This is a genomic window from Cohnella xylanilytica (genome assembly GCF_014212175.1).
Classification (GTDB): domain Bacteria; phylum Bacillota; class Bacilli; order Paenibacillales; family Paenibacillaceae; genus Cohnella; species Cohnella xylanilytica.
This window is the reverse complement of record NZ_JACJVR010000003.1, coordinates 1-26,821: the sequence shown is the minus strand read 5'-3', so window position 1 is coordinate 26,821 and position 26,821 is coordinate 1. Positions and strand designations below refer to the sequence as shown.

Sequence of the window (26,821 nt, the reverse complement as noted above, 5' to 3'; positions counted from 1 at the left end):
TAAGGAATCGGGCCGACGTTCATGCGAATGCCTCCTCGCTTCGGCGGGACGCGGTCAGCGAGAGGAAGACTTCGTCCAGGCTCGGTTCGCCGAGCCCGAAGTCGTTCAAGGCGACGTTATGGCTCGACAGCAGATGGATGGCTTGGCCGGCCAGCCCGGCATCCGGTACCGGGATTCGCACGCCATGAGGGTCGTCGCCCGGATGGGCGGCCAGCTTCAGATGATCGGCGAGCAGCCGCCTGACTCTCTCCCGATCGGACGGATTCTCCAACCGGATCTGCAACGTCTTGCCGCCGATGGACGCCTTCAAGGCGCTCGGCGTTCCCTCCGCCACGATCTTCCCTCCGTTCATCACGGCGACCCGGTCGGCCAATCGGTCGGCTTCCTCCAGATATTGGGTCGTCAGCAGAACGGTGGTGCCCCGCTTCAACAGCGAACGGATCGACTCCCAGATCCCGAACCGGCTCTCCGGGTCCAGACCCGTCGTCGGTTCGTCCAGGAACAGAACCTCCGGCCGCGAGACGATGCCGGCGGCGATGTCCAGACGCCGCCGCATGCCGCCGGAATAGCGCTGCACCGCGCGGTCCTTCGCCTCCGCGAGCCCGAACGCATGAACGAGCCGCTCCGCGATGTCGCGCGCTTCCCGCGCGGCGTAACCCTGAAGCCTGGCCATAAGCACCACATTCTGCAAGCCGGACAGACCTTCGTCCAGGGCGGCGAATTGCCCGGTTACGCTAATTCTTCTGCGCACCTCGTCGGCGTTCTTCGCCGCGTCGTAGCCGGCGACAAGCGCCGTTCCTCCATCTGGCTTCAGGAGAGTGGAGAGGAGGTTCACGGTCGTCGTCTTGCCGGCGCCGTTCGGGCCGAGGAGAGCGAAGAGCTCTCCTCGTTCCACGCGCAGATTCAGGCCGTCGACCGCACAATGGCCTTTAAACGATTTGCGGAGGCCGGTCGCTTCGATGGCATAAGGCATGTCCGCCCCCCCTTAGCCGAACTCGTGCTTATGTTCGTCTACCCACTCGGCGAGCGTCTTGGCGGGACGCCCCAGCACTTGCTCGACGGTGGGAACGACCGTGTGGCCGATAGCGGGCGGATTCTTCCCCATAAGGACGAAGAACTCGATATCCCCCTCTTCGTAGCCTTGGTCGCGCCAGTTTTGCCGGGCTTGCTCCTCCGTCAGCTCGTCGAATACGATCTCCCGACCGAGCCGCTCGCCGACGACCTTCACGGCTTCTCTTCGGGTCAGCGATTCCGGGCCCGTCAGAATGTAGCTCTGCCCGTGATGGCCGTCCTCCAGCAGGGCCGCCGCGGCGACGGCGGCGATATCGGCTTCGTGGATTCGGGCGCTCGGCGCGTCCCCGAACGCTTCGCGAACGACGCCTTCCTGCCGAATGGAATCCTTCCAGTCGGCGAGGATGTTGGCCATGAATTCTCCGGGCTTGAGAAGCGTCCATTCCATCCGGCTGGCCTTCAGAGCTTCTTCGACAGGCCCTTCTTCGTAGCCGACCAGGACCGCGACCCGCTTCACGCCCGCCTGTTCGGCGAGTTCGATCACCTTGGGCCGGGTCTCCAGCGAGCCGTCGGGCTCGTCGCTGGAGGTAATCAGGAACAGCCCCTTCGCTCCGACGAATGCGCCTCGCAGCGTGTCCGGCGCGTTCAGATCTCCCGCGACGACTTCGACGCCCTCCGGCAGATTCGCCCGGGCGGGGTTGCGGGATACCGCCCGCACTCTTTCCCCTTTTTGAACCAGTTGCTTCACGACATGTCTTCCGACCGTTCCCGTAGCGCCGGTCACCAATATCGTCATACCGACATTCCTCCCCTTATGGATTTACTTGTACTTCTCCCGGATGTCCTCGATCGTCTTCAGCACGCAGCGCTTCAGCTCTTCCGGCGAGAGGACCGTTACCTTCGATCCGTAGCTCAGAACGACGGAGACGGCGTACTCCATGGAGTAGAAAACCTTGCGAACGTCGACAGAGTCGCCATGCGGCGAACACTCGTCCGGGAATTGCTCCGACACGCGAGGCTGGGCGCTCCTATCGAACCGAAGGTGGACCTCGATGCCCGGAGGGTCGGCTTCGTCCGGATAAGAGGAGAGCTCCCTCGGCGCGAATCTCTCGTCCGAGACTTCGAGCCCGGCGAGCCTGGATATGCGGAAGATGCGCTTCGCCCGGCGCATCAGGCAGTAGCCCTCCAGGTACCAAGCGCCGCGTTCCCAGTACAACGCCGTCGGTTCCGCTCTCCGCTTCGTCGCGGTGCCCGCTGCGCTTATGTAAGAGAACGAGACGATCCGGTTCTCGTCGATCGCCTGGAAGAGCGGATGGACGATCGCCTTCTCGCTCTCCGACGTGCTCATGTCGAAGATGACCTTATAAGCGTTCCTCCCCTTCAGCAGAGCCGGCTGCAAGCTGGAGAGCTTGTTCATCAACGATGCGGAACGCCCTCCCATCGCCCCGTCCATGCCCCTAAGCAGGTTGTAGATCACCGATAAGTCTTCCACGGAGAAGTGCTGCCTCGACAAGAAGTAACCGTTCATGAGCTCGAAGCCGCCGTCCGTGCCCGCGAAGGAGGCGATAGGGATGCCCGCTTGATTAATGAGCTCGATATCGCGGTAGATGGTGCGGCTGGATACCTCGAACCGGGCGGCCAGCTCCGTAGCGGACACTCTTCTCTTCGACAATAGCTCCATCGTAATGCCGAGCATGCGATCCAGTCTCATCTTCTCACTTCTCTCGTCGGATTGGCTGATCGGTGCGTCTGTTATGACCTTAACACTTGAATGATGACATCATGGTTGTCAGGATTCCGGATTGAATCCAAAAATAAGGAACGGAATTCCGGCCTCTCGCGTTCCGCAACGATAGACAAAACGTAAAGGGAATCGGCTCCGGCCGTCGAAGAAGGGAATACGGTTATCGCGGTGCAAGGAGGGGGCTAATGAACGACTTCAGAAGGGACGAGAGCCTTGAAAAAGTGGTTCGTCGAATCTTCGCCGAGGGCCGACTGGTCCGCGCGAGGGCATTGGAGGGAGGCGTCTCGGCCGAAGTGACGGCTCTTGAAGTCATGCTGCCCGACGGTACGGCCAAGAAGTGGGTCTTACGCCGTCACGGCGAGGCGGACCGGCAGCGGGACCCGAACGTCGCCGCCCATGAATTCAGGCTTCTCGAACGGCTAAGCTCGGCCGGGCTGCCCGTGCCGAAGCCTTATGGCGCGGACGAGACAGGCGAGATCCTTCCGACCCCGTACGTCGTCATCGAGTTCGTAGAAGGAGAGACGATCCTCTCCTCGGCCTCCGGAACCGACCCGCTTCTTCCGCTCGCGACGACATTGGCGGATATCCATCGAATCGATTATTCTCGTCAAGAGTTCGCTTGGTTACCTCGGCAAAAGGATCGTCTAGCCCGGCTTCTGGAATCGGCCGAGCGGTCGGACTCGTTCGGGAGGAAGCCTGTCCTGGACGCGCTTAAGTCCGCTTCGCCGCGGCTGCAGCGGAACGGGGACGCGCTGCTGCACGGGGACTTCTGGCCCGGCAACGTGCTGTGGAAGGACGGTCGCCTGGCTGCGGTTATCGACTGGGAAGACGCCGCTCTCGGCGATCCTCTCTCGGACTTGGCGAACGCAAGGCTGGAGATCGCCTGGGCGTTCGGGACCGAAGCGGCGGCCGAGTTCACCCGGCTGTACCGATCCGCGATGCCCGCGCTCGATTACGCCAATCTTCCTTATTGGGATCTGGTTGCTTCGCTGCGGCCGGTCATGGGCCTCTCCTCCTGGGGCCTAGAGCCGGACAAGGAGAGGGACATGCGGGAGAAGCTCGATAGGTTCATCGAGCAAGCCTTGGAGGCGATCGGCGGAATCAGCCCATGACGGGGCGGGATCGATCCGCATGCCAAGAACCCCTGCGCCGGATAGCGCGGGGGTTCTTGTTCTAGAAGGCCCAATTGCCCTGGCGGAAGATCGGTTCGACCCGTCCGTCCTCCGCGATGCCGTCGATGTCCATCTCGGCCGAGCCGATCATGAAGTCGACGTGCAGGATGCTCTGGTTCAGGCCGGCCCGCTCCAGCTCCTCGCGGGACATGGAGGCGCCTCCTTCGACGCACGTCGGATACGCGTTGCCCAGAGCCAGATGGTTGGATGCGTTCTCGTCGAACAGCGTGTTGAAGAAGATCAGGTTCGATTCCGAGATCGGAGAGCGGTGCGGAACGAGAGCGGCTTCCCCGAGGTAACGCGAGTTGCCGTCGAGGTCCAGCATCGTTTTCAAGGAATCGCAGCCCTTCTCGGCCTGGAAGTCCACGACCCGTCCGTTCTCGAACGTCAGGCTGAAGTTCTCGATCAGATTGCCTTGGTAGCTGAGAGGCTTGGTGCTGCGAACGACTCCGTTCGTGCCTTCCCGGCGAGGCGCAGTGTACACCTCTTCGGTGGGAACGTTCGGGTTGAAGGTGTTGCCCCGTTCGTTCGTGGAGATGCCCCCGTTCCAGAGGTGATTCTCCGGCAGCTCGATGACGAGGTCCGTTCCCGGCGCCCGGTAATGAAGCTTCTTGTACTGCTTGCCGTTCAGGTAGGCGCGCTTGGCGAGCAGGGCGTCGTTGTGCTCCTTCCACGCCTGAACGGGATCCTCCAGATGTACGCGAACGGCTCGGAATATCGCCTGCCACAGCGCTTCGACGGCCGCCTCCGCGTCCAGCTCCGGGAACACCAGCTTCGCCCAATTGTCCGAAGGAGCCGCGACGATGGACCAGGTCATTCTTTTCGACGACATGTATTCCCGCCACTTGGCGAGAGCGGCCGAGGAGACGCGCGAGTAATCGGCGACCCGCTTGGGGTCGACGTCCTTCAGCAGCTCGGGATCGCCCGACTTGATCAGCAGATAGGCTCCGCCTTGCTGAGCCAATTCCGTGACGGCCTGCGCCCGCCACGCCGGATATTGCTCGAATGCTTCGTCCGGCGCGAGCTGGTACGTCAGCTTCGTCAGCAACTCGTCCTGCCACTCGACATGGACCCGCTTCGCTCCTTCTTCGTAGGCGCGCTTCGCGATGAGGCGCACGAGCTCCGGCACGTGAATGGGAGCGTTGATCCACAGCTCCTGCCCGGGTTGAATATGAACCGCCGTCCGGACGATCAGGTCGGCGTATTTCTCTAACTCGACGTTAGTCGGCATGCTCGATTCCTCCTGTTCCGATCCATGCTCCTACTATAGCAAATGGACGCCGCGAGACTCCAGCCGACGGGCGCACCGCGGTCGGGATCCATTCGCCGGAAGGGCCTGCCCGGTTGACGAATCCCCGCAGCCATGGTATTACTTATTTAGTAAATTAGTAAATAAGTGATGCGACGATGGGGACCGGCACGGATTGCCGGAGTCCATGTTAAGGGCATCGGAGGGAAGGGTCGACATGGACAAGAGCAAACGCAAAGAGCTGCTGGAGGAGTACAAGCAGATCAAGACGTATATGGGCGTCATCCGAATCACCAACAAGGTAAGCGGCAAAGTGTTCGTGGATTCGTATCCCAACTTGAAAAACAAATGGATGAACATCGAAGCGCAGCTGAACATGGGGAGGTTCATGAACCTCGAGCTGCAGAAGGATTGGAAGGAGCTGGGCGCCGAGGCGTTCGAATTCGAGGTGCTGGAGCAGAAGGAATCCGACGACGTCGCGGACGTCAAGTGGGCGCTCAAGCAGATGGAGAAGCCGTGGCTCGAGAAGCTGCAGCCGTACGGGGACAGAGGGTACAACAAGCCGCCGAGGGCGTAACGGAATTGAGCTTGAACCGACGTAAGCCAGTCCTTCGCCAGTCCTGGAAATATCGGTGCCGTTGTCCTTTCGCCGTTCTAACGCCAGCCTCCGGTCTCTATCCTTTTGTAGGAGGGAGGATTCGCCGTTCGTCCGGCGAATATCCGGGGAGGAGAGCCTGCCGGGCCTGGAGGGCCGGGCATAACCGAACCGCGTCCGGCGCGCCTCCGCGAATCGAGCAAGGGAGGGACAACGCATGAATGAACCGACCGTCGGCAAGCTCGCATCCAGTCCGCTGATCCGCCGTCACCCGGCCAATCCGATCCTCGCCCCGAGAGACGTTCCCTACGGGCCGGCGATGGTGTTCAACGCGGGCGTGGCCAAGTACGAAGGGCGCTACGTCATGGTGTTCCGCAACGACTACGGCGACGCGGAGACCGGGAAGACCGCGCCGGCTGGCACGACGAATCTGGGACTCGCGTTCAGCGACGACGGTGTCCGCTGGGACGTGCAGCCCGAACCGTGCTGGAGCTGGAACGACGAGGAAGTGATCCGCGTGTACGACCCGCGGCTGACCGTCCTCGACGGCCGATGTTACATGTGCTTCGCGGTCGACACGAAGCACGGCCTGCGCGGCGGGATCGCGGCGACGGACGACTTCGCCTCGTTCGAGGTGCTGAGCCTGTCGCTGCCGGACAACCGCAACATGGTGCTGTTCCCGGAGCGGATCGGGGGCAAGTACGCGCGGCTGGAGCGGCCGTTCCCCGTCTACAGCCGGGGAGGCGCCGACCGCTTCGACATGTGGATGAGCGATTCGCCGGACTTGCGATATTGGGGCGGCTCCAAGCTCGTGCTGGCCGTGGAGCAGGTGCCGTTCGCCAACGACAAGGTCGGCCCCGGAGCCCCGCCGGTCAAGACGGAGAAGGGGTGGCTTACGACCTTCCACGCCGTCGACCTGGACCGCTCGAGGGGCAAGAACGGCTGGGAGCCGAAGTGGCAGAAGCGCTACACGGCGGGCATCATGCTGCTCGATCCGGACGATCCGTCCAGGATCGTCGGATTGTCCCGCGCGCCGCTGCTGGCGCCGGAAGCGCCGTACGAGACGGAAGGCGGGTTCCGCAACGACGTTATTTTCCCCGGCGGCATGATTCTCGAGGATTCCGGCGAAGTGAAGATCTATTACGGGGCGGCGGATACGGTGGAATGTCTGGCGACCGCCGACGTGAACGACCTGATCCGGCTCTGTCTGGAAGGCGATTAGAAGCGGAGCCGATCGGGCGACTCGCCCGAGAACGCACAAGAACGCGCGGCCGGAACGCTATCCATGCCGGAAGCGCTCCGGCCCGCGTTCGCGTTGGCGAAGGGGGGGGGGGGCGGCGACTACTCTCGCCGACATGGCGGGCTTCCTCGCATGCAGCGAATGAAGTTGTATGTTTTTTCGAATAGCCTCGTCGGAAAAAACAAGGCAGATGAATTTTGGATGATTCTTCATTCACCCTGTAAGCAAGGCGCCTTCTCGAGGCAGATTTTGTATGATTTTTCATACAAAATTCAGGCAAGGGCTTTCTCGAAGCAGATTTTGTATGATTTATCATACAAAATTCAGGCAAGGCGCCTTCTCGAAGCAGATTTTGTATGATTTTTCATACAAAATTCAGGCAAGGGCCTTCTCGAAGCAGATTTTGTATGATTTATCATACAAAATTCAGGCAAGGCGCCTATTCGGGGCAGAATCGAGTCCGAATCCAATTATTGAACAAGTTCCGTTAGCGAATCGGTCAATCGCAGTTTTTTCCTATACGGATACGGTTATGCCTTATGCCTTACGAGCTCTTCCGTTCCCGGAGCGTCTGCCGGACATGGGCGTCGATCTCCGGATATTGGGACAGGACGTAATAGAGCACCTTCCGCTGCAGCGTCAGGAAGACGCAGGGGGAGAGCGTCGCGACGTCCGCGGTGCGGGTCACGTTCTCCAGCAGCGCGATCTCCCCGAAGTGGTCGCCGTCCTCCAGCACGGCCAGCCGCAGCTTGCCTTCTTCCGCTTCCGGGTCGCGCTTCGAGATCTCGACCCGCCCTCGCGCGATCAGATAGAACTTCTCCCCCGCATCCCCCTCCCGAATGACGGTCTGCCCGGCTTCGAACGTCTCCGTATCGAACAAGGCGCCGATCTCCTCGAGCAAGCGAGGCTCGATGCCCCGGAAGAACGGCAGCCGGGCCAGCCGTTCCCCGTCGATGTTCGCCTTCCGACCGCTCTCCGAGACGGCGAAGCCGTTCTGCTTGTCCCACAGCTCCTTGTAGTAGCCTCCCTCGGCGAGCAGCTCGGCGTGGGTGCCGCAGCCCACCAGCTCCCCCCGGTCGAACACGAAGATCCGGTCGGCTCCGGCGATGGAAGACAGCCGGTGGGTCACCGTCACGACCGTCCGGTCGGCCGCGAGGTCCCGGAACGTCCGGTTGATCGACGCTTCGGAGATCGGGTCGAGCGCCGACGTGGCTTCGTCCAGCAGCAGAAGCGGAGGGTCGCGCAGAACGGCGCGCGCGATGGCGAGGCGCTGCCGCTGCCCGCCGGAGAAGTTGGCCCCGTCGTCCAGCACCTCCGTCTCGTACCCGTCCGGCAGGGACGAGACGAAGTCGTGGATCTCGGCCCGCTTCGCGGCGGCTGCGATCTCCTCCATCGAGGCGTCCGGCTTCGCGATCCGGATGTTGTCCGCGACGGTGCCCCGGAACAGGAAGCTGTCCTGGAACACGACGCCGAGCTGCTCCCTTAAGCTCCCCCGGTCCCATTCGTCCAATCGTCTGCCGTTGACGAGGATCGAACCGGCGGAGGGCTCGTAGAAGCCGAGCAGCAGCTGCACCGCCGTGCTCTTGCCGGATCCGCTCGAGCCGACGAACGCCGCCGTCTCTCCCGGCGAGATAACCAGATCGATTCGCTTCAGGGCGTCCCTCCGCTCGTCGTACCGGAAGCCGACGTCCGAGAAGCGAATCTCCGGCAGCCGCTCGCGGAGCGATTCGCGATGGGAACCGCCGGCGGGTTCCTCAGGCGCGTCCATCAGCTTCTTGATCCGTTCGAGGCTGACCGAGACGTCCGTCAGCACCGGAATGACGTACGTCAGATTGAACACCGAATTGCCCATGGACGTGTACATGGTGAAGAAGGCGACCAGCGCTCCGAGCGTGATGGAGCCGCGTATCGCCAAATAAGAGCCGAGCGCGATGATCGTCAGATTGACGACCAGCATGGAGATCACGGGAAGGCGGTCCAATTGGGCGCCGACGACGTTCCTTCGGTAGTGAATCCGGAACATCTCGCCGAGCCGGACGGCGAACTTGTCCGCCATCGCCTTCTGCAGATGGAACCCTCGGATCACCTTCCGGGCGTTGATCGCCTCCTGCACGTCGCTCGTCATCCGGTCGAGCATCTCCTTATGGGCGCGGTTGACGGCTTCCGACCGGCGCCGCAGCAGGGCGGGACCCGCGTAGATCGCCGCGGCTCCGAGCAGGATGGCGACCGCCATCGTCCCTTGCAGGTAGAACAGCACGGCCAGCGTGACGGCGACGACGACCGTCGACTGGATGCCGGTCGTGAGCAGCACGCCGAGCGCCCTCTCCACGGCCGGCAGATCGGAGGCGAAGAGGGAGAGGAGCTCGCCGGAACGGCTCCGCTGGAGGTAGCCCATGTTCGCGCTCTGCAGACGGTCGAACAGTCGGCGGCGCAGGTCCTTCTGCGTCAAGGCGGCGATCCGCGCCAACGCGTAGTCGCTGGCGACTCCCGCGCCGAGGCAGACGACCCCGCACGCGGCGAGCGCGATCAGAATCAGAGCGAAGGCGTTCATGTCCCGGGGAATCACGGCTCGGTCGATCATGAACTGGAAGCTGAGGGGGGCCAACGAGACGAAGGCCAGGTCCAACAGCATCGTCGGGACGAAGAAGGCGAGCAGCCGCTTGTAGCCGCGAATATAGCCGAGCAATTGCCGAAGGACGGGAAGGAACATGCGGTTCTCCTTGTCGGTTCGTGGAAGAGTTAGACAAATTATAACACGGCCCGGGCGGGAAGGGATTCCTACGATCCGTTCCGAAATGGATAGAGGGGAACAATCAGAACGCGGAGGGGATCGCATGAAGGTGAGAAGAATCGTATGCAACGTTCGGACCGACGAGGTCGCGGCGGCCGAGAGATTCTACGGGGAGCTGCTCGGACTGGAGCCGTTGATGGATCACGGATGGATCGCTACTTACGGCTCGGGGGAGCGGATGGACGTGCAGATCAGCTTCGCTTCGGAAGGAGGCTCCGGCACTCCGGTTCCCGACCTGTCGGTCGAGGTCGACGACGTCGAAGAAGCGCTCGAGAGGATGAAGAGGGCGGGAATTCCGATCGAATACGGGCCGGCCGACGAGCCGTGGGGCGTCCGGCGGTTCTATGTCCGCGACCCGTTCGGGAAGCTGATCAACATTTTGTCCCATCGCTAAACGGTTAAGAAGGGCCGCAGACGTTCGGCCGAATTCGGGGAAGGGGCGAGACAGGTGGAAGAGAACCGAGTCGAGTACAAGACGGTAGACGAATACATCGCGGCGTTCGAACCGGAGGTGCGGCGCATCCTGGAGACGTTAAGGCGGGAGATTCGGGAGACGGCGCCGGAGGCGAAGGAGAAGATCAGCTATCAGATTCCGACGTACGAGCAGCGCGGGAATCTCGTTCACTTCGCCGCCTTCAAGGGCCACATCGGGTTTTATCCGGGGGCGAGCGGAATCGCCGCTTTTCAAGAGGAACTGTCGGGGTACAAGGGAGCGAAGGGCACGGTCCGGTTCCCGATCGACAAGCCGCTGCCGTACGAGCTGATTCGCCGGATCGTCCGGTATCGGGTCGCCGAGAACGAAGAGCGCGCGGCGGCGAAGGCCTTAAGGAAGAGGAAATCCGCGGAAGGACCGGGAAGGAGCGAGGTTCGGAATGAACTTTAACCTGAAGGAAGCGATCGAGGTTCTGGAGCGGACGCCGAGGGCGCTCGGCGCGATGCTGTCGGGCTTGTCCGAAGGATGGCTGCGGTGCGACGAAGGCGAAGGAACGTGGAACCCGTCCGAAGTGATCGACCACCTCATCGAGGGAGAGAAGACGAACTGGGTTCCGCGCTTGGCATTCATTCTGAAGGAAGGCGAAGGCAAGCCGTTCCCCGCGTTCGACCGGTTCGCCCATCTGAAGGAGAAGTCCGGCCGGACGATCGAAGAGCGGCTCGAGGAGTTCGCCGCGGTCCGGGCCGCGAGCTTGGCGACGCTGAAGGAGCTCGTCGGCTCGGAAGAGACGCTGGAGCGGACGGGCCTTCATCCCACGCTGGGCGTCCTGAAGGTCCGGGAGCTGCTGTCGGCCTGGGTGGCGCACGACTTGACGCACACGGCCCAGATCGTTCGGGCCATGGCCGGGAGATACCGCGAAGACGTCGGGCCGATGATCGTGAATTTAAGCATTCTGGGTTCGAAAAGATAAAGCTCGGCCGGCCGCTTCGTCACATCGAAGCGGCTTGAGTTCGGGCCTCGTCGCGGGAGCCTCGCCGGACGAGAGCTTTGCCCTCCCACTTGCGGCTCCTCCAGCGGAAGAACAGAATGACGCCTCTCAGCCATTCGTCCACGACGAAGGCCGACCACATGCCGATCAGCCCGTACCCGAGCCGGATGCCCAGCACATAGGCGAGCGGCAGGCTGAACAGCCACGTGACCGCGATCGAGACGGCCATCGGGTACTTGGCGTCCCCGGCGGCTTGCAGCGCCTTCTCCAGAATGACGTTGAAGTTGCGACCGGGCTCGAGCAGGAAGCCGAGCAGCAGCAGCGTCGCCCCGAGCGAGATAATCTCGCGGTCGCGCGTGAACAGCTCGAGCAGCGGAACCCGCGCGAGGCACAGGACGGAGACGGCCACGAGGGTGATCAAGAGGCTCCTTCGCAGGTTGGCGAACACTTCCCGGTAAGCGAGCTCGTTCTCGCCGGCTCCGATCTTGCGGCCGACGAGAATCTGGCCGCCGCGGCCGAGCGCCTGCGCGAGAATCATGACAATGAACATCAGGTTCTGGGTGTACACCTTCGTCGTCATCATCTGGGCGCCGAGCGTCGCGATGAACGCCAGAATGACGAACTGGCTCGCGGAGTACGACAGCGTGACGGCGGAGGAAGGGATGCCGATGCGCAGCACCTTCCTCACGTGCTCCGCCCGCCAGCGGACGAAGTAGCGCCAGAGGACCGGGACGCCGCCCGTCGCCTTGCGAAGCAGAACGAAGTGAACGGCGACGCCGACGCACTGGCTGACGGCCGTCGAGATTGCGACGCCGGCCACGCCCAGCTTCGGCGCGCCCAGCAGGCCGTAGATGAAGAAGCAGTTGCCGATCACGTTAAGCACGTTCATGCCGAGCGAGACCAGCATCGTCTGGCGCGTGTACCCGTAAGACTGGATGATCGCGACGAGGGCGGTCAGAACCGCCTGCACGAACAAGGTGCCGCCGGCGATGAACAGGTAGCGCCGGGCCATTCCGAACAGGGCCGGGTCGAGCCCGAATACGCCGAGCAGCGGACCGCTCAAGGCGACGACGAGTATGCTTAGCGCGGCGCCGATGAGGAGGTTGACGCCGACGGAGGAGCCGGCCAGCCGGCCGAGCTCGCTCTCCCTGCCGGCGCCCAGGTATTGCGAGACGACGACGGCGGAGCCGATCGCGACGAAGCTCAGCACCAGCATCGCCATCTGAATGATCTGATTGGCGACGCCGACCGCGGCCACCGCGTCGTCGGACACTTGGCTGAGCATGAACGTGTCCGCGATCCGCATGAACATCTGCAGCCCGGACTCGACGAAGATCGGCCAGGCGATCGCCAGCAGCGTCGGCTCGCGTCTTAAGGAAGAGGTCATCGGCTCCGGGCTCCTTCGGCGCGCGCGGGGCTTGCGTTAGACGGCATACGCGCTTCTCATCTTGGCCAAGCCGTAGCGGGCGGTCTCGAGCGCGGAGCGGCCGCCGTAATCGTCCATGAACAGCTCGAGCGACAGGAAGCCGCGGTAGCCGCACGCCTTCAGCGCCTTCGCGAGCTCCGCGGAAAGCGCGATCCCGTCGCCGGGGAACAGCCGGTCGGCATCCGCGATCGTCTCGCGCGGCGGGTTCGCGGGGTAATCGTTCGCGTGAACGATCCCGATGTCCTCTCCGCGCAGCCGCGCCAGGTCGCCGAGGTTGCTGCCGCCGGTATACAGATGGAACGGATCGAGCAGCAGCGGGACGTTCGCAAGGCCGCTCAGCCTCGCGACCTCGATCGCTTCGCCGAGGCGGGACAGCTTCTTCGCCCGGCCCCAGAATTCGAGGATCGGCGCGACGCCGTAGCGGCCGGATTGAGCCGCGAGGTCCGCGAAGCGCCGTCCCATCTGTTCGAGCGATACCTCCGCCACGTCCCCGAACGGCGGGGCGGCGAAGGCCGGGCATCCGAGCTCGGCGAGCAGGGAGAGCTCCCTGTCGGCCTGCTCGCGCCCCCGGGCCCGAACGCCCTCGTCGGCGTCGGCCCAGGGGATGAACGAGATCGCGTTCGCGATCTCGATGCCGAGGTCGGACGCCAGGCGGCGAAGCGCGGAGACGGAGCCTCCTTCGGCGGCATACGCCTCCAGATCCTTCATCCAGATCTCGATCCCCTCGTACCCGGCTTCGGCGGCCGTGCGAATCTGCTCTTCGATGCCGAGCCGGTAGGGGAACAAAGTAGAAGCGTTGAGCGACGCCCGGAACGGCAGTTCCGCCGATTCCTTCCATTGCGTCCATTCCGCCATCAAGGCCGTCCCCCTCTCGTTATCTCATCCATGAATCTCTCTCCGAAAAACACCCGATTGGGCGGATACAAAGACTCTCCCCCGGTTACGGAGGCGAGGTCCGCGTACCGGGGATGGTAATTTTTATTGCGGTATTCGGTGGCCGTGACGGCCTTGGTCGCTTTGAAGACGCGGCTGAAGTAGTTCTGGTCGGCGAAGCCGACCTCGAACGCGATCTCCTTCACGCTTCGCTGGCTATGCAGCAGCAGCTGGCATGCCAGCTCGATCCGGCGGCGGGTGATCGCCTCCTTCGGCGTCACGCCGAGATGCCGGACGAAGGAGCGCGACAGATGCTCCGGCGTCCAGCCGGCTTCCTGGGCGAGCTCCTCCACGGAGATCGGCGCGGGGATCGCTTGATCGATGACGCTGAGCGCCTTCTCGATCTGGGGCGGGAGCTTCACCGCTTCCCGCGACTTCGGACCGTCTTCGCACAGGCCGTGAATCTCCGCCAGCAGCGTCAGCAGCAGGAGGCCGCCGCGTTCCTGCAGCCTCTCCGGGCTCACGTGGGCGGTGACCAGGATCCGCTTCATCAGCGTGACGAGGAATTCCCCTTCGTAAGGGATGACGGAAGGACCGTCCGGAAGCAGCAGCGGCAGCGTCGCGGGAGGCAGTCCCCTCAGCCCGAAGTGGACGAACAGGTGCCTCGTCGGCTCCTGCCGGTCGTACCGGTAGCTGTGCGTCTCGCCGGGTCGGGTGACGATGAAGCAGGGCTGCCGCAGCACGTGCTCCCGGCCTCCGATCCGGTAGACGGTGCCCGTTCCTTCGGGGAAGAAGAGCAGCTCGTAATCGGGAATCTCCCGCTCCGCCAGCCCGGAGCCCGGCTTCATGACGAAGTCCCCCAGTACGTGAATGGCGGGGAGACTAAGCGCGGACCGTACCGAAGATTCCAGGTTCGGCGAGCTGTCGTCCCGCTTGGCCATGGCCGGCGTCGACATGGCGACCTCCCCTTACGTCCGGCTCGCGGGCTTGCGGATCAAGTCCAGCGCGGCCAAGTTGCGGTAGCTGATCGCGAGGCTCTCGAACGGATCGCGCCGGCAGGCGTCCTGCTCGACGACGAGCCACTCGGTGCCGACGGAAGCGGCCGATTCGGCGATGGCGCGGAAGTTGAGGACGCCTTCGCCGACCTCGGCGAAGAACCGCTCCTCGCCCGGCTCCATGTCCTTGACGTGCAGCAGCGGGCACCGGTTCTTCCGCTTGGCGAGGTACGCGGCGGGGTCCTCGCCTCCCTTGGCCACCCAGTACGTGTCGAGCTCCAGCTGCACGAGAGCCGGATCGGTCTCCCGCATGAGCAGGTCAAGCACGTATTCGCCGTCGTACTGCCGGAACTCCCAGTCGTGGTTATGGTAGAGGAACGTCAGGCCGGCCTCGCGGCACCGCGCGCCGATCTCGTTCAGCTTCTCGGCCTTGCGGAGGGCGTCTTCCTTGGACTCGAAGAGCAGCGAGATCGCCACGTAACGGCCGCCGACGTCGTGCAAGTAGTCGAACAAGCGGTCGAAGTCGACGTCGAAGCTGTTGAAGGAAGCGTGCGAGCCGACGACTTGCAGCCCGAGGGAATCGAGGGCGCTCTTCTGCTCGGCGACGGAGACGCCTTCCGGCGGCAGGCCGAGCTCGATGCCTTCGTAGCCGATCTCGGCCAGCTTCCTCAGCGTACCGAAGTAATCCTGGCCGAGCGCTTCGCGGACGGTGTACGGTTGGACCGCGATAGGGAATCGATGCATGGCATTCACGTCCTTTTCGATTATTGGGGATCGCCGTCGAAGGCGTCGTCCGCGTCGAGGCGGCTGTACTTCAGGCCGAGCGGCAGCGGCTCCGGACGGCCGACCGTGGAGCCCAGCTCGATATGGCGCCCTTGGCTCGAGGATTCGAAGATGCCGAGGGAGACGTCCAGCACGTGGCGGGCCAGCTGCCCGCTCGCCCGGTGCGGCCGCCCCGTCCGGATCGCGTACGCCATGTCCGCGACGCCGATGCCTCGGGAATCTTCGGCGAAGCCGTGGGTAAGCGGCACTTCCTGCTTCCGGCCGTCCGGGAACTGGATGAAGATATTCCCCCCGAAGAAGTTCGGATCGTTGACGGTCAGGTTGCCCTCCGTGCCGAAGATCTCCAGCCTCGGCAAGTAGCCGAAGCTCTCCTTGGCCGCCTGCAGGCTGCCGACCGCGCCGGAATGGAAGTCGAGCACCGCCGAGACGTTCGTCGGGGCTTCCACCGGCACCTTCTCGCCGAAGCTGGGCGATTTGGGGTTCAGAATGGTGATCTCTTCATGCAGCTGCCGCGCGCTGCCCGTCACCCGGCGAACCGGGCCGAGCAGGAAGACGAGGGCCGTCAAGTAGTAGGGGGCCATGTCCATAATAGGGTCGCCGCCGAGCTTCAGGAAGTTCCGGAAGTTCGGGTGCATGCCGTTGGAAGCGTTGCCCATAATGATCGTGCCGTTGGCGGAATAAGGCGTGCCGATCCAGCCGTCGTCGATGAGCTTGCGGCACGTCTGCAGCCCGCCTCCGAGGAACGTGTCCGGCGCGCAGCCGACGAGAAGCCCCTTGGCTTCGGCCAGCCGCAGCACTTCGTCGGCGTCCTCCCGCGTCAAGGCGAACGGCTTCTCCGTGTAGACGTGCTTGCCGGCTTGAAGCGCTTGCAAGTTGACGGCCGCGTGGACGGACGGCGCGGTCAGGTTCAGCACGATCTCGATCTCGGGATCGTCCAGCAGCTCCTTCACGCTCCAGGCGTTCGGGACGCCGAACTGCTCCGCGCGGCTTCGGGCCAGCTCGGGCACGAGATCCGCAACCGCTTTCACTTCCAGGATGCCGTCGAACGTTTGCGTCATGTTCTTCAAGTAGATTCCGCTGATTTGCCCGGTTCCGATGACTCCGACTTTCGCTTTGCGCATCCAAGTCCTCTCCTTCGCAATCGCGTTGCTCACACTCCCATTATTGCGTAACGAAGGAACGATCACAATGGAGAAAGCGGGGGAATCTCTGGACGAATCTGATCTTAACGACCGGCAGGAAGAAGGCCGAGAACAGAGAGGAAGCCTAAGTGAGGACGGCGAGGAATCGGCGGGAGAACCGGGAAGGGCAAAAAGCGCGAACCCGTAGACGGACCGGGACTATTTTCTTATACTCGTTACACGACCTCCTGTCCGAATAGCGGCAACGGCAGGCGAGGTTCGGCTTGCGGCCCTACAGTCCATACAAGAAACGGAGAGCGTCAACTTGCGCAAAACGGTCAGTCTCGTCCTCGGTTTGGTCTGCGTCGTTCTGTTAACGTTCACCTTCATCTCCGCCGGCCGGGTGCTGCGCTCCGGATGGCAGCTGCCCCGGGAGCCGGACCGGGAGCAGGCGTTATACCGGCTCGTCCTGATCACGCAGGAGCTGGACACCCCGTTCTGGGACCGGGTCGGCCGCGGCGCGAAGGAAGCGGCGGAGAAGGCCGGCGCCAGCATCGAAGTGTGGGGGAGCTACGACGAAGACCGGGAAGACTTCCTCAAGAAGATCGAGATCGCTATCGACTCCAAGGTCGACGGCATTCTCGTACAGGGGCTCGACACGGACGAGTTCAAGAATCTGGCGAAGATCAAAGCCGCGTTCTACGGCATCCCCATCATCACGGTGGCGAACGACGTGCCGATGGCCGACAGCCTGAGAAGGACGTACGTCGGCTCCGACCAGTTCCTGGCGGGTCAGATGATCGCGAGGCAGCTTCTGTCCGACATGGGCCGATCGGGCACCGTCATCCTGATGGGGGACAGCCGGGAGGAATATTACCAGAGACAGCGCCTGAACGGCATTCACGACGTTCTGGAGCATTATCCGGACGTGAAGACGGAATACGTCGAGACGTCCGACGCGAAGGAGAGAGTGATCGCCGCCACTCAGGGCGCGATGAACCGGATTCCGGACGTAAGCGCTTTCGTGGCGGTCAAGTCGAGCATCGCCGAAGCGATGATCCAGGAGATCGGGCGCCGCTCCCGGATCGAGCCGTACCATATCTACTCGTTCGACGACAGTCCGAACTCGGCGTCGCTGCTGGAGCAAGGGAAGCTCGACGGGATGATCGAACAATCGCCCGAAGCGATGGGAAGGATCGGCGTGAATCGGATGATCGAATGGCTGAAGGGCGAGACGGTTCCGCTGGACACGGAAGGCTACCACACCGAGATCCGCATGGCGAAGGCGGCGGACGCGCCATGAACAGCATCCAGAAGAAGATATGGACGCTCGTCGCCGTCGTTCTTCTCATCATGGCCGCGATCTGGTTCGCCCTGACCTATTACAATCAGAAGACCCAGGATCGATACAACGATATTCTGCAGCGCTACCTCAGCATGAACGAGGTGACGAACGCCAGCCAGCAGACGATCGCGGCTCTGTACAACTACCTGCTCGCTCCGACCGAGGCGAACCGCGGACAGGTGGACCGGAGCAAGAAGGCGCTGCGCAAGGCCCGGATGGAAGTCATCGTGCTGCGCAACGCGGACAACGACTTCGCGCTGACCAACTACATGAACCTGATCGACAGCCTCGTGGAGACGACGGACCGCTCGATCATGTTCCAATCGGAGAAGGAGACCGAGGATTCCTCCAAGGCGTTCTCGGAAGCGACGCGCATCTCCAAGTACATCTCCGAGATGACGCTGACGCTGCTCGATACGGACCTGAAGACGTACGACCGGTTCTACCGGGGCATCATCGAGCAGTCGTCGGAGCTGAAGAAGCTGGGCATCTGGCTGCTGCTGTCGATCACGTTCCTGCTGCTGCTGGGCACGTACTGGTTCTCCCTGAGCATCACGAGGCCGGTACAGAAGCTGACGCAGGCGGCCAAGGAGCTGTCGCGCGGCCGGTTCGACCTGCGGGTGGAGGTGTCGTCCAACGACGAGATCTCCTTCCTGGCGAAGATGTTCGAGCGGATGCGGGTCAACATCAACAATCTGATTCTGGAGATCCAGCAGAAGGCGCAGCTCGAGAACGAGCTTCAGCAGAGCAAGCTGCTGCTGCAGGAGAGCCAGCTTCGCAGCCTGCAGAGCCAGATCAACCCGCACTTCCTGTTCAACACGCTCGACACGCTGTCGAAGAAGGCTTACCTGGAAGGCTCCGAGGAGACGAGCGATCTGCTGGCGAACGTCGCGGGCCTGCTCCGGTACAACTTGAAGCGGCTGGACCGGTCGGTCACTTTGTATGAAGAAGTGAAGGTGCTGCGCCAGTACATGGAGATACAGAAGGCGCGGTTCACCGACCGGCTGCGGTTCCACGCCGACATCGACGAATCGTGCCTGTACGTCCAGATTCCCGGTCTCACGCTCCAGCCGATCGTCGAGAACGCCGTCATCCACGCCGTAGAGCCGGAGGAGGACGGGGGGACGATCGAGTTCCGCATCCGGGACGGCGAGGAGCGGGTGACGATCGAGATCGCCGACGACGGACCGGGCATGACGGAGCTGAAGATCAAGCGGATTCTCGAGGAGCATACCTTCGAGACGGAAGGCCATTCGACGGGAATCGGCATCAGCAACGTGGTTCGGAGGCTGCGGCTCTTCTACGGGCTCGCGGACGTGATCGGCATCGAGAGCGGAGAGGGACGGGGGACGAAGGTAATCTTGCAAATTCCGAAGGCGAGGAGAGGCGAGGATGACAAGGCTCTTGATCGTGGATGACGAGCAGATCGAGCGGGAAGGCTTGGAGGCGATTCTGCGGAAGGGCTTCCCCGATCTGACCGTAGAGCATGCGAAGAACGGCAAGATTGCGGTCGAGATGGCCGGCTCGTTCCGGCCGGATCTGATTCTCATGGACGTGAAGATGCCGGGCATGAGCGGTCTCGAAGCGGTCGAGGTCATCGGCGAGGCGCACCCGGACATCAAGTTTATCATGGTCACGGCCTACGATACGTTCGAATACGCGCGCAAGGCGATCAAGCTCGGAGTCAAGGATTATATCCTGAAGCCGAGCAAGGCGAGCGAGATCGTGGCGACGGTCGGGAAGACGCTGAAGCAGATCGAGGAGGAGCGGCGGTCCCGCGAGGCGAGCCGGGCGGAGCGGGAGGCGCTGCAGAAGGTGCTGCCCGTCGTCGAGACGGACATCGTCACGCAGCTTCTGTTCGACCACGTCCACGAGGTGCATCTGGACGAACTGGTCGGCCTGCTCGGAGTCGGCACGGACAACGAGAAGTTCGCGATTACCGTTCTGCTGCCGGCGGGCTCGGAGAGCTTCTACTCCGCGGTCAAGAAGAAGGTGCGGGAGAGAGGAAGCGGCTGGGTCGGCGCGCTGCACGGCCGGCAGATCCCGATCGTCGCGTTCCGGGAGCCGGACAAGTCGTTCCGCTCCCAGGCGGTCGCCATCGCCCGCGAGCTGCTCTCCGCCGCGAAGGACGGCGCCTCCCAAGGCTGGTTCGTCGGCATCGGCAACCCGTGCGAGTCGCTCGGCCAGATCCGGCAGTCCTACCAGGAAGCGCTGCTCGCCTCCATGGATCCGACGCTGCCGGTCAAATACCGGTTTTACGCCGATACCCCCGTGCTGGGCGTCGCGCGCGACGGCTACCCGGCGAAGCAGCTGGAGAAGCAATTCTTCGAGAGAATCCGTCTCGGCGAGTGGGACGGGATTCGCGAGGACGTCGGCGGGTTCCTGCGGCGCTGCGAGAACGAAGGAACCGATCTGCTGCAGGGTCAGCAGCGCGCGCTCGAGCTGCTCTGGATCGTCTCGCGGGCGCTGTTCGAGATCGGGGCGGAGATCGATACGCCTCTGTTCTCCTTCCAAGCGAACGACTACCGGCAGTTGAGGGCCGAATCCGACCGGCTGCTCGAGCGGATGCGGCAAGCGCACGAGGAGCACCAGAAGAGAGTCGAGCCGGACGCGATCCGGCGGGTCAGGCAGTACATCGTCGAGCATTCCCATGAGGACGTCTCGCTGGAGGCGATCGGGAAGATCGTAGGCTTAAGCCCTTTTTATATCAGCAAATCGTTCAAGGAGCAGCTCGGCGTCAACTATATCGACTTCCTGACCGAATGCCGGATCGAGAAGGCGAAGAAGCTGATGGCGGACCCCGAGCGGAGCCTCAAGGAGATCGCGTTCGAGGTCGGCTACCACGATCCGAACTACTTCTCCAAGGTGTTCAAAAAGACGTGCGACGTCTCGCCGACGGAATACCGGAGGCTCCTGCTCGGCAGAGCGGATCCGAAGGCCGACTCTAGATGACGATAGAAGGAGCGTTGCGAATGATACGGGAGATCAAAGGAGCTAGGCCGATCGCCCTCGCGATGGCGATCGCCTTGTCGTGCCTCGTCTCCGCCTGCGACGGCGGCGGATCGCCGACAGGCGCGCCGGATCGGGCGCTCTCGTCGCCGGCGAGCCCGAACGCGGAATCCGGCCCCGGCGCCGGCGCCAAGGAGGGCAAGGTCAAGATCGGCCTCTCCATGGACTCGCTGCAAGAGGAGCGGTGGCTGAAGGACCGGGATATGTTCAAGTCGGCCGCGGAAGCGCTCGGAGCGGAAGTCGTCAGCATGATGGCCAACGGAGACGACGCGAAGCAGATCGCGCAGGCCGAGACGATGATCAAGGCGGGCGTCGATATTCTCGTCATCGTCCCGCACAACGCGGAGGCGACTGCGACGATCGTCCGGAAGGCCCATTCAGCCGGCATCAAGGTGTTGTCCTACGATCGGCTGATCAAGAACTCCGATGTCGATCTGTACGTCTCCTTCGATAACGAGATGGTGGGCGAGCTGCAGGCGCAAGCGATTACGAAGCTGGTGCCCAAGGGGAAGTACGTATACATCGGAGGCGCGGATACGGACAACAACGCCCACATGTTCAAGCAAGGCGTGTTCAACGTCATTCAGCCGCTCATCGACAGAGGAGACATCCGGGTCGTCTACGACCAATGGTCGAAGGACTGGCTGCCGGCCAACGCGCTGGCCAACATGCGGTCGGCGCTTGCGGCGAACGGCAGCGGAATCGACGCGGTCATCGCCGCGAACGACGCGACGGCGGGCGGGGCGGTTCAGGCGCTTGCGTCCCAAGGCTTGGCGGGACGCATCCCCGTCGCCGGGCAGGACGGGGATCTGGCGGCGGCCCGGCGCATCGTCGAAGGCACGCAGACGATGACCGTGTATAAGCCGATCCGGCTTCTGGCCGACAAGGCGGCCGAGCTTGCAGTGAAGCTGGCCAGAGGAGAGAGCGTGAACGCGGATAGGAAGGTGAACAACGGGAAGATCGAGGTTCCGTCCGTTCTGCTGCCGCCGATCGCCGTGGACAAGTCCAACATCGACGAGACGATTATCGCCGACGGCTTCCATACCCGGGAAGACGTGTACAAATTCGCGAAGAAGCCGTAACAAGGGTAAAAAAGTATAGGCGGTTGCAAAAGAGTGCTAGCGATAAGCGCTTTCAGGGAAGGGGGGAGATGATATAGTCGGTCTTGTCAGAAATCCATACAAGACCGAAAGGGGCCGGAAAAATGAGAAAGAGCTTTAAACCGATCGCGCTTCTGCTCGCGATCCTGATGTTCGCAGCCATCGCGTCGGCTTGCAGCAAGAACGGCGACAGCAAAATCAGCGTCGGGATCGTATTGCCGACCAAGGACGAGACGAGATGGATTCAAGACGAACAACGGTTCAAGGAAGCGCTCTCGGGCACGAAGTACACGACCGAAATTTTGTTCAGCCAAGGCTCCTCCGCCAAAGAAAAGGAAAACGTAGAAACGCTGATCAACAAAGGCATTAAAGTCCTCATCATCTGCCCGTACGACGGCGATGCCGCGGCCGCGGCCGTCGAAGCCGCCAAAGACGAAGGCATCACCGTCATCTCCTACGACCGTCTGATCACGAACACGGACGCGGTCGACTACTACGTCACGTTCGACAGCGTCGAGGTCGGCGCGGCTCAAGCCAAATACCTGGTCGATCATTCGAAGGGATCCGGCCAGCCTCTGTACCTGTATGCCGGCGCCGCTACCGACAACAACGCCTTCCTGTTTTTCCAAGGCGCTTGGTCCGTCCTGCAGCCCAAGATCGCGGACGGCACGTTCAAGATCGCCAATTCCTCCGAAGCGGAAGCTCTCAAAGACACGAAGGAACTCTCCCGCGACCAGATGAGCAAGATCATCGGCCAAGTGACGACGAACTGGGATCCGAACGAAGCGAAGAACAAAGCCCAGACGCACTTGACCGCGGCTGCCGCCGACATGAAGGGCGACGTCCTCGTGCTCGGTCCGAACGACGCCACCGCTCGCTCCATCGCCGACGTCTTCTCGACCGACAAAGCCATTACGAGCTTCGTCATTACCGGTCAAGACGCCGAGAAGGCGACCGGCCAATACATCATCGACGGCAAGCAATCGATGACGGTGTTCAAAGACGTGCGCACTCTCGTTAAAGACGCCATGAGCATGGCCGTCAACGTTCTCGACGGCGAGACGCCCGAGACGACCGGCACCTACAACAACGGCAAGATCGACGTCAAGGCGAAGCAGACTCCGGTTATCTCCGTCGACAAGAACAATATCAAGAAGGAGCTCGTCGATTCCGGATACTACCAGGCAAGCGACTTCACCGGCCTGTAACGGACGCCAAGCGATCATAAGCCAGAGCGGAATCGTGATGGACTCGTCTATCACGATTCCTCAATTGGAAGAGCTGTTCGGCTAAGGAGTGCATAACGATGGGCGACTACATTTTGGAGATGAAGAACATCTCGAAGGAATTCACGGGCGTCAAGGCGCTCGCCGACGTCAACTTCCAAGTGGCGAGAGGGGAGATCCACTGCCTTATCGGCGAGAACGGGGCGGGCAAGTCCACCCTGATGAAGGTGCTCAGCGGCGTGTATCCCCACGGCACCTACAAAGGCGATATCGTGTTCGAGGGCAGCGTGCAGAGCTTCGCGAAGATCAGCGACAGCGTCAAGGCCGGCATCGCCATCATCTATCAGGAGCTGGCGTTGTTCCCGGACCTTACCGTGTACGAGAACATCTTCGCCGGCAACGAAGTGAGACGCGGGGCGATCGTCGACTGGAACCGGACGATCGTTCACGCCAAGGAGATGCTGCGCAAGGTCGGGCTCGACGTCAATCCCGAGATGCGGGTCAAGGACCTTGGCGTCGGCAAGCAGCAGCTCGTCGAGATCGCGAAGGCGCTCAGCAAGAACGTCAAGCTGCTCATCCTGGACGAACCGACGGCGGCCTTGAACGAGAACGACAGCGAGAACCTGCTCGATCTGCTGCGCGAGCTGAAGAAGCAAGGCATCACCTGCATCATGATCTCCCATAAGCTGAAGGAAGTCATCTCCATCGCGGACAAGGCGACCGTTCTTCGCGACGGGCGGACGATCTGCACGCTGGACGGCTCGAAGGGAGAAATCTCCGAGAACGTCATCATCAAGAACATGGTCGGCCGGGAGATCGAAGATATATACCCGAAGAGGCCGAACAAGAAGTTCGGGGACAAAGTGCTCGAGATCCGGAACTGGTCCGCCTACGACGCCCAGCTGGGCAGGCAAGTGGCGAAGGAAGTCAACCTGCACGTTAAAAAAGGAGAAATCGTCGGGATAGCCGGCTTGATGGGTTCCGGACGGACGGAGCTTGCGCTCAGCATCTTCGGCAATCCGAAGTCTTATAGACTGCAAGGCGAATTGTTGGTCGAAGGAACTCCGAGAACGTTCAAGCATACGAGCGACGCGATTCAAGCCGGAATCGCGTACGTGACCGAGGATCGGAAGGGCGACGGGCTGTTCCTGATCCAGGATATCAAGAGCAACGTCTCCGCTGCGAACCTTCGCGGAATCGCTTCCAATGGCGTCATCAACGACAACGAAGAAGTCAAGGTCGCCAAGCGCTACAAGGAATCGATGTTCATCAAAGCGCCTTCCGTGGAGCAGATCGTCGGCAATCTCAGCGGCGGCAATCAGCAGAAGGTGTCCCTCGGCAAGTGGCTGTTCGTAGGTCCCAAATTGCTGATTCTGGACGAGCCGACGCGCGGTATCGACGTAGGCGCCAAGTTCGAGATCTATACGATCATGAACAAGCTGATCGAAGAGGGCATGAGCATCATTATGATCTCTTCGGAGCTGGGCGAGGTGCTCGGGATGAGCGACCGCGTCTACGTCATGGCCGAAGGCAGAATCAAGGGCGAGCTGCCGATCGAAGAGGCCGATCAGGAAAAAATCATGCAATTGGCTACACAATAGGAGGAGCACCTATGAATTTTATCCATGAAGCGAAATCGCTGGTCAAAGTCAACATTCGCGATTACGGCATGTACATCGCCCTGTTCGTCATCATGGCCACCTTCTCGATCTTGACCGACGGGCTGTTCATGTCTTCCCGGAACATCAGCAACCTGCTCGACGCGACGGGCTACACCGCCGTTCTGGCGGTCGGCATGACGCTCGTTATCGTCATCCGGCATATCGACCTGTCGGTCGGCTTCGCGGCCGGCTTCATGGGCGCGATCGCCGCCCTGCTTCTGACGCAAGCGGGCGTTCCGGTCTACCTGACGATTCCGATCATTCTCCTTCTGGGGATCGTCATCGGGATGTTCAACGGCGTGCTCGTCGCTTCGGTCGGCATTCCGTCGTTCGTCTCGTCGCTTGCGGCCATGCTTATTTTCCGAGGCGCTCTGCTTCAGGTCACCGAGAAGACGGGCACGATCATCATCAAGGACGAGCCATTCAACGCCATCGGCAACGGCTACATTCCGTCCATCGCCAAAGTGAACGGCTTGAACCTGCTCTCGCTCCTTCTGGGCGTTCTTATCATTATCCTGTACATCTACTTCGAATTCTCCAAGCGCAGGAGCAAGCTCAAGTACCAGTTCGAAGTCGTCTCCAAGCGCATCTTCGCGCTCAAAATCGTATTCGTATCCGCCATCATCGCGTATATCACCTGGATCATCTCCGGCTACAACGGGTTCTCCTGGACCGTCATCATCATGCTGGCCGTCGTCGTCATCTACCACTTCCTGACGACGAAGACGGTGCTCGGCCGCCACATTTACGCCGTGGGCAGCAATCCGGAAGCCGCTCACCTGAGCGGGATCAACGTCAAGAAGATTACGTATATCGTATTCGGCTCCATGGGCCTGCTCTCCGCGCTGTCGGGCATTCTGTTCACCTCCCGCCTGCAATCGGCGACGACGACGGCGGGCACGCTGTTCGAGCTGGACGCGATCGCGGCGGCTTACGTCGGCGGCGTCTCCGCGGCCGGCGGCGTCGGCAAGGTGACGGGCTCCATCATCGGCGCGATCGTCATGGCCTCGCTGTCGAGCGGCATGAACCTGATGGGCGTCGGCATCTCCTACCAGTACATGATTCGCGGCGGCGTGCTGGCCGCGGCGGTCATCTTCGACGTCCTGACGCGCAAGAAGAGAGCTTAATGCGAGGTCGTTGAGCCTTTTGGGCATTGGGCCGTCCCCGTCTCGATCCGCGAGTTTGCGGAGAGGCGGGGCGGTTTTTGTTACGTTATCGGCAGGCGGACGGACAGCCGGGTGACCTAATGATCCGAAGGACCCGGCTTCCGGCTAACGGATTCGGGCGATACGCGTGCAATTTCGGTTCCGATGAGTTACAACTAGGAAGATGGTTTAGGTCGAATGGGGGATGGTGTCGATATGAAAATATTGCTGCTGGGAGCGACCGGCCGAGTCGGGAGCCGGATCGCCGCCCAGGCTCTTGGCGACGGACATCGCGTCGTCGCCTTGGTTCGCAAGCCGGCGAAGCTGGAGCTTGCGGGAGAGAATTTAACCGTCGTGCAAGGGGATGTGCTTAACGCGGAGGATATAGGCAAGGCCATGGACGGAGTCGACGCCGTGGTCGGCGCCTTGGGAACGGACGGAACGACGACGCTGTCGGAGTCGATGCCGCTGGTCATTCGCGCGATGAACGAGAGAGGGATCCGGCGGATCGTTACGGTGGGCACGGCGGGCATTCTGCGGAGCCGCACGGACCCCGGCCTGCTTCGTTACGAGTCCGGGGAATCGCGGCGGCGAAGCACGTTCGCGGCGGAGGAACACCGCCGCGCCTACGAGTGGCTAGAGAGATCGGAGCTGGATTGGACGATCGTTTGCCCCACTTTTTTGCCCGATGGGGAACGGATCGGGACGTACCGCGTCGAGCGCGACTATCTGCCGGAAGGCGGAGCCTCGATCTCGGTCGCGGATACGGCGGACTTCGCCTACAGGCAGATCGACAGCCTGGAATATACCCGCTCCCGGGTCGGCATCGCCTATTAGCGCGGACCTGGAGACGCCGTAACCTCCAAAATGGAGGTTACAGGAGGGCCGTGGCTTTGAACCTTCGCTGTAACCGC

General features: G+C 62.2%; 24 protein-coding genes. 14 read left to right on the top strand and 10 right to left on the bottom strand.

What is annotated here, in order from left to right:
• Positions 1 to 19: 19 nt before the first annotated feature.
• Genes H7B90_RS01115 through H7B90_RS01105 form a run of 3 tightly spaced genes read right to left on the bottom strand, consistent with a single transcriptional unit; the run spans position 20 to position 2,722 of the window.
• Positions 20 to 973, bottom strand: a complete 954-nt coding sequence (locus tag H7B90_RS01115; RefSeq protein ID WP_185134029.1) for an ATP-binding cassette domain-containing protein — start codon at positions 971 to 973, stop codon at positions 20 to 22.
• A 12-nt stretch (positions 974 to 985) separates the two neighbouring features.
• A complete protein-coding gene (locus H7B90_RS01110) occupies positions 986 to 1,807 on the bottom strand; it encodes an NAD(P)H-binding protein (RefSeq protein WP_185134028.1) in 822 nt (273 codons plus the stop codon).
• A gap of 24 nt (positions 1,808 to 1,831) precedes the next feature.
• Positions 1,832 to 2,722 carry a helix-turn-helix transcriptional regulator gene (locus H7B90_RS01105; protein WP_185134027.1) on the bottom strand — a complete coding sequence of 297 codons (891 nt, stop codon included), beginning with the start codon at positions 2,720 to 2,722 and terminating at the stop codon, positions 1,832 to 1,834.
• A 218-nt stretch (positions 2,723 to 2,940) separates the two neighbouring features.
• Here H7B90_RS01105 and H7B90_RS01100 point away from each other — a divergent pair, with 218 nt between their 5' ends.
• Complete coding sequence (locus H7B90_RS01100) at positions 2,941 to 3,867, top strand: phosphotransferase family protein (protein ID WP_185134026.1); 927 nt, start codon at positions 2,941 to 2,943, stop codon at positions 3,865 to 3,867.
• A 61-nt stretch (positions 3,868 to 3,928) separates the two neighbouring features.
• Here H7B90_RS01100 and H7B90_RS01095 read toward each other — a convergent pair whose 3' ends face one another.
• Positions 3,929 to 5,158, bottom strand: a complete 1,230-nt coding sequence (locus H7B90_RS01095) for an aminopeptidase (protein WP_185134025.1) — start codon at positions 5,156 to 5,158, stop codon at positions 3,929 to 3,931.
• Positions 5,159 to 5,393: 235 nt separating this feature from the next.
• On the opposite strand from H7B90_RS01095, the gene H7B90_RS01090 reads away from it, so the two are divergent.
• Together H7B90_RS01090 and H7B90_RS01085 are read left to right on the top strand one after the other, a co-directional pair.
• Positions 5,394 to 5,753, top strand: coding sequence for a GIY-YIG nuclease family protein (locus tag H7B90_RS01090; protein WP_185134024.1), 360 nt, complete (start codon positions 5,394 to 5,396; stop codon positions 5,751 to 5,753).
• A 235-nt stretch (positions 5,754 to 5,988) separates the two neighbouring features.
• On the top strand, positions 5,989 to 6,993 hold the full coding sequence (locus tag H7B90_RS01085) for a glycoside hydrolase family 130 protein (RefSeq protein WP_185134023.1): 1,005 nt from the start codon (positions 5,989 to 5,991) through the stop codon (positions 6,991 to 6,993).
• Positions 6,994 to 7,555: 562 nt separating this feature from the next.
• Here the strand turns inward: H7B90_RS01085 and H7B90_RS01080 are convergent.
• Positions 7,556 to 9,721, bottom strand: a complete 2,166-nt coding sequence (locus tag H7B90_RS01080) for an ATP-binding cassette domain-containing protein (RefSeq protein ID WP_185134022.1) — start codon at positions 9,719 to 9,721, stop codon at positions 7,556 to 7,558.
• A gap of 124 nt (positions 9,722 to 9,845) precedes the next feature.
• Here H7B90_RS01080 and H7B90_RS01075 point away from each other — a divergent pair, with 124 nt between their 5' ends.
• The 3 genes from H7B90_RS01075 to H7B90_RS01065 are packed head-to-tail and all read left to right on the top strand — an operon-like array spanning position 9,846 to position 11,205.
• Positions 9,846 to 10,196, top strand: coding sequence for a VOC family protein (locus H7B90_RS01075; protein WP_185134021.1), 351 nt, complete (start codon positions 9,846 to 9,848; stop codon positions 10,194 to 10,196).
• Between the two features lie 54 nt (positions 10,197 to 10,250).
• Entirely contained in the window at positions 10,251 to 10,685 is a 435-nt protein-coding gene (locus H7B90_RS01070; RefSeq protein ID WP_185134020.1) for an iron chaperone, read from the top strand.
• Complete coding sequence (locus H7B90_RS01065) at positions 10,675 to 11,205, top strand: DinB family protein (RefSeq protein WP_185134019.1); 531 nt, start codon at positions 10,675 to 10,677, stop codon at positions 11,203 to 11,205. The genes H7B90_RS01070 and H7B90_RS01065 overlap by 11 nt, the downstream gene beginning before the upstream one ends.
• A 19-nt stretch (positions 11,206 to 11,224) precedes the next feature.
• Here H7B90_RS01065 and H7B90_RS01060 read toward each other — a convergent pair whose 3' ends face one another.
• Genes H7B90_RS01060 through H7B90_RS01040 form a run of 5 tightly spaced genes read right to left on the bottom strand, consistent with a single transcriptional unit; the run spans position 11,225 to position 16,421 of the window.
• Positions 11,225 to 12,610, bottom strand: coding sequence for an MATE family efflux transporter (locus H7B90_RS01060; protein WP_185134018.1), 1,386 nt, complete (start codon positions 12,608 to 12,610; stop codon positions 11,225 to 11,227).
• 36 nt (positions 12,611 to 12,646) lie between these two features.
• A complete protein-coding gene (locus H7B90_RS01055) occupies positions 12,647 to 13,504 on the bottom strand; it encodes a sugar phosphate isomerase/epimerase family protein (protein ID WP_185134017.1) in 858 nt (285 codons plus the stop codon).
• Positions 13,504 to 14,478 carry a helix-turn-helix domain-containing protein gene (locus H7B90_RS01050; protein ID WP_260410642.1) on the bottom strand — a complete coding sequence of 325 codons (975 nt, stop codon included), beginning with the start codon at positions 14,476 to 14,478 and terminating at the stop codon, positions 13,504 to 13,506. The genes H7B90_RS01055 and H7B90_RS01050 overlap by 1 nt, the downstream gene beginning before the upstream one ends.
• A 12-nt stretch (positions 14,479 to 14,490) precedes the next feature.
• Positions 14,491 to 15,261, bottom strand: a complete 771-nt coding sequence (locus tag H7B90_RS01045) for a sugar phosphate isomerase/epimerase family protein (RefSeq protein ID WP_185134016.1) — start codon at positions 15,259 to 15,261, stop codon at positions 14,491 to 14,493.
• 20 nt (positions 15,262 to 15,281) lie between these two features.
• A complete protein-coding gene (locus H7B90_RS01040) occupies positions 15,282 to 16,421 on the bottom strand; it encodes a Gfo/Idh/MocA family protein (RefSeq protein ID WP_185134015.1) in 1,140 nt (379 codons plus the stop codon).
• A gap of 325 nt (positions 16,422 to 16,746) precedes the next feature.
• Here H7B90_RS01040 and H7B90_RS01035 point away from each other — a divergent pair, with 325 nt between their 5' ends.
• From H7B90_RS01035 to H7B90_RS01000, 8 genes are all read left to right on the top strand, one after another.
• Entirely contained in the window at positions 16,747 to 17,724 is a 978-nt protein-coding gene (locus tag H7B90_RS01035; protein ID WP_185134014.1) for a substrate-binding domain-containing protein, read from the top strand.
• The gene (locus tag H7B90_RS01030) at positions 17,721 to 19,184 is read left to right on the top strand and encodes a sensor histidine kinase (protein ID WP_185134013.1); all 1,464 of its coding nucleotides are present in this window, start codon (positions 17,721 to 17,723) and stop codon (positions 19,182 to 19,184) included. The genes H7B90_RS01035 and H7B90_RS01030 overlap by 4 nt, the downstream gene beginning before the upstream one ends.
• Positions 19,159 to 20,718: a response regulator gene (locus tag H7B90_RS01025; RefSeq protein WP_185134012.1), complete on the top strand. Its 1,560-nt coding sequence runs from the start codon at positions 19,159 to 19,161 to the stop codon at positions 20,716 to 20,718. Before H7B90_RS01030 ends, H7B90_RS01025 begins: the two co-directional genes overlap by 26 nt.
• A gap of 20 nt (positions 20,719 to 20,738) precedes the next feature.
• Positions 20,739 to 21,857, top strand: coding sequence for a D-xylose ABC transporter substrate-binding protein (xylF, locus tag H7B90_RS01020; protein ID WP_185134011.1), 1,119 nt, complete (start codon positions 20,739 to 20,741; stop codon positions 21,855 to 21,857).
• A 122-nt stretch (positions 21,858 to 21,979) separates the two neighbouring features.
• On the top strand, positions 21,980 to 23,083 hold the full coding sequence (locus H7B90_RS01015) for a sugar ABC transporter substrate-binding protein (protein WP_185134010.1): 1,104 nt from the start codon (positions 21,980 to 21,982) through the stop codon (positions 23,081 to 23,083).
• Positions 23,084 to 23,181: 98 nt separating this feature from the next.
• Positions 23,182 to 24,702 (top strand): ATP-binding cassette domain-containing protein, encoded by a 1,521-nt coding sequence (locus H7B90_RS01010; protein WP_185134009.1) that lies wholly within the window; start codon positions 23,182 to 23,184, stop codon positions 24,700 to 24,702.
• Positions 24,703 to 24,713: 11 nt separating this feature from the next.
• On the top strand, positions 24,714 to 25,889 hold the full coding sequence (locus tag H7B90_RS01005; RefSeq protein ID WP_185134008.1) for a sugar ABC transporter permease: 1,176 nt from the start codon (positions 24,714 to 24,716) through the stop codon (positions 25,887 to 25,889).
• Between the two features lie 234 nt (positions 25,890 to 26,123).
• Positions 26,124 to 26,744: an NAD(P)-dependent oxidoreductase gene (locus tag H7B90_RS01000; RefSeq protein ID WP_185134007.1), complete on the top strand. Its 621-nt coding sequence runs from the start codon at positions 26,124 to 26,126 to the stop codon at positions 26,742 to 26,744.
• Positions 26,745 to 26,821 lie beyond the last annotated feature (77 nt).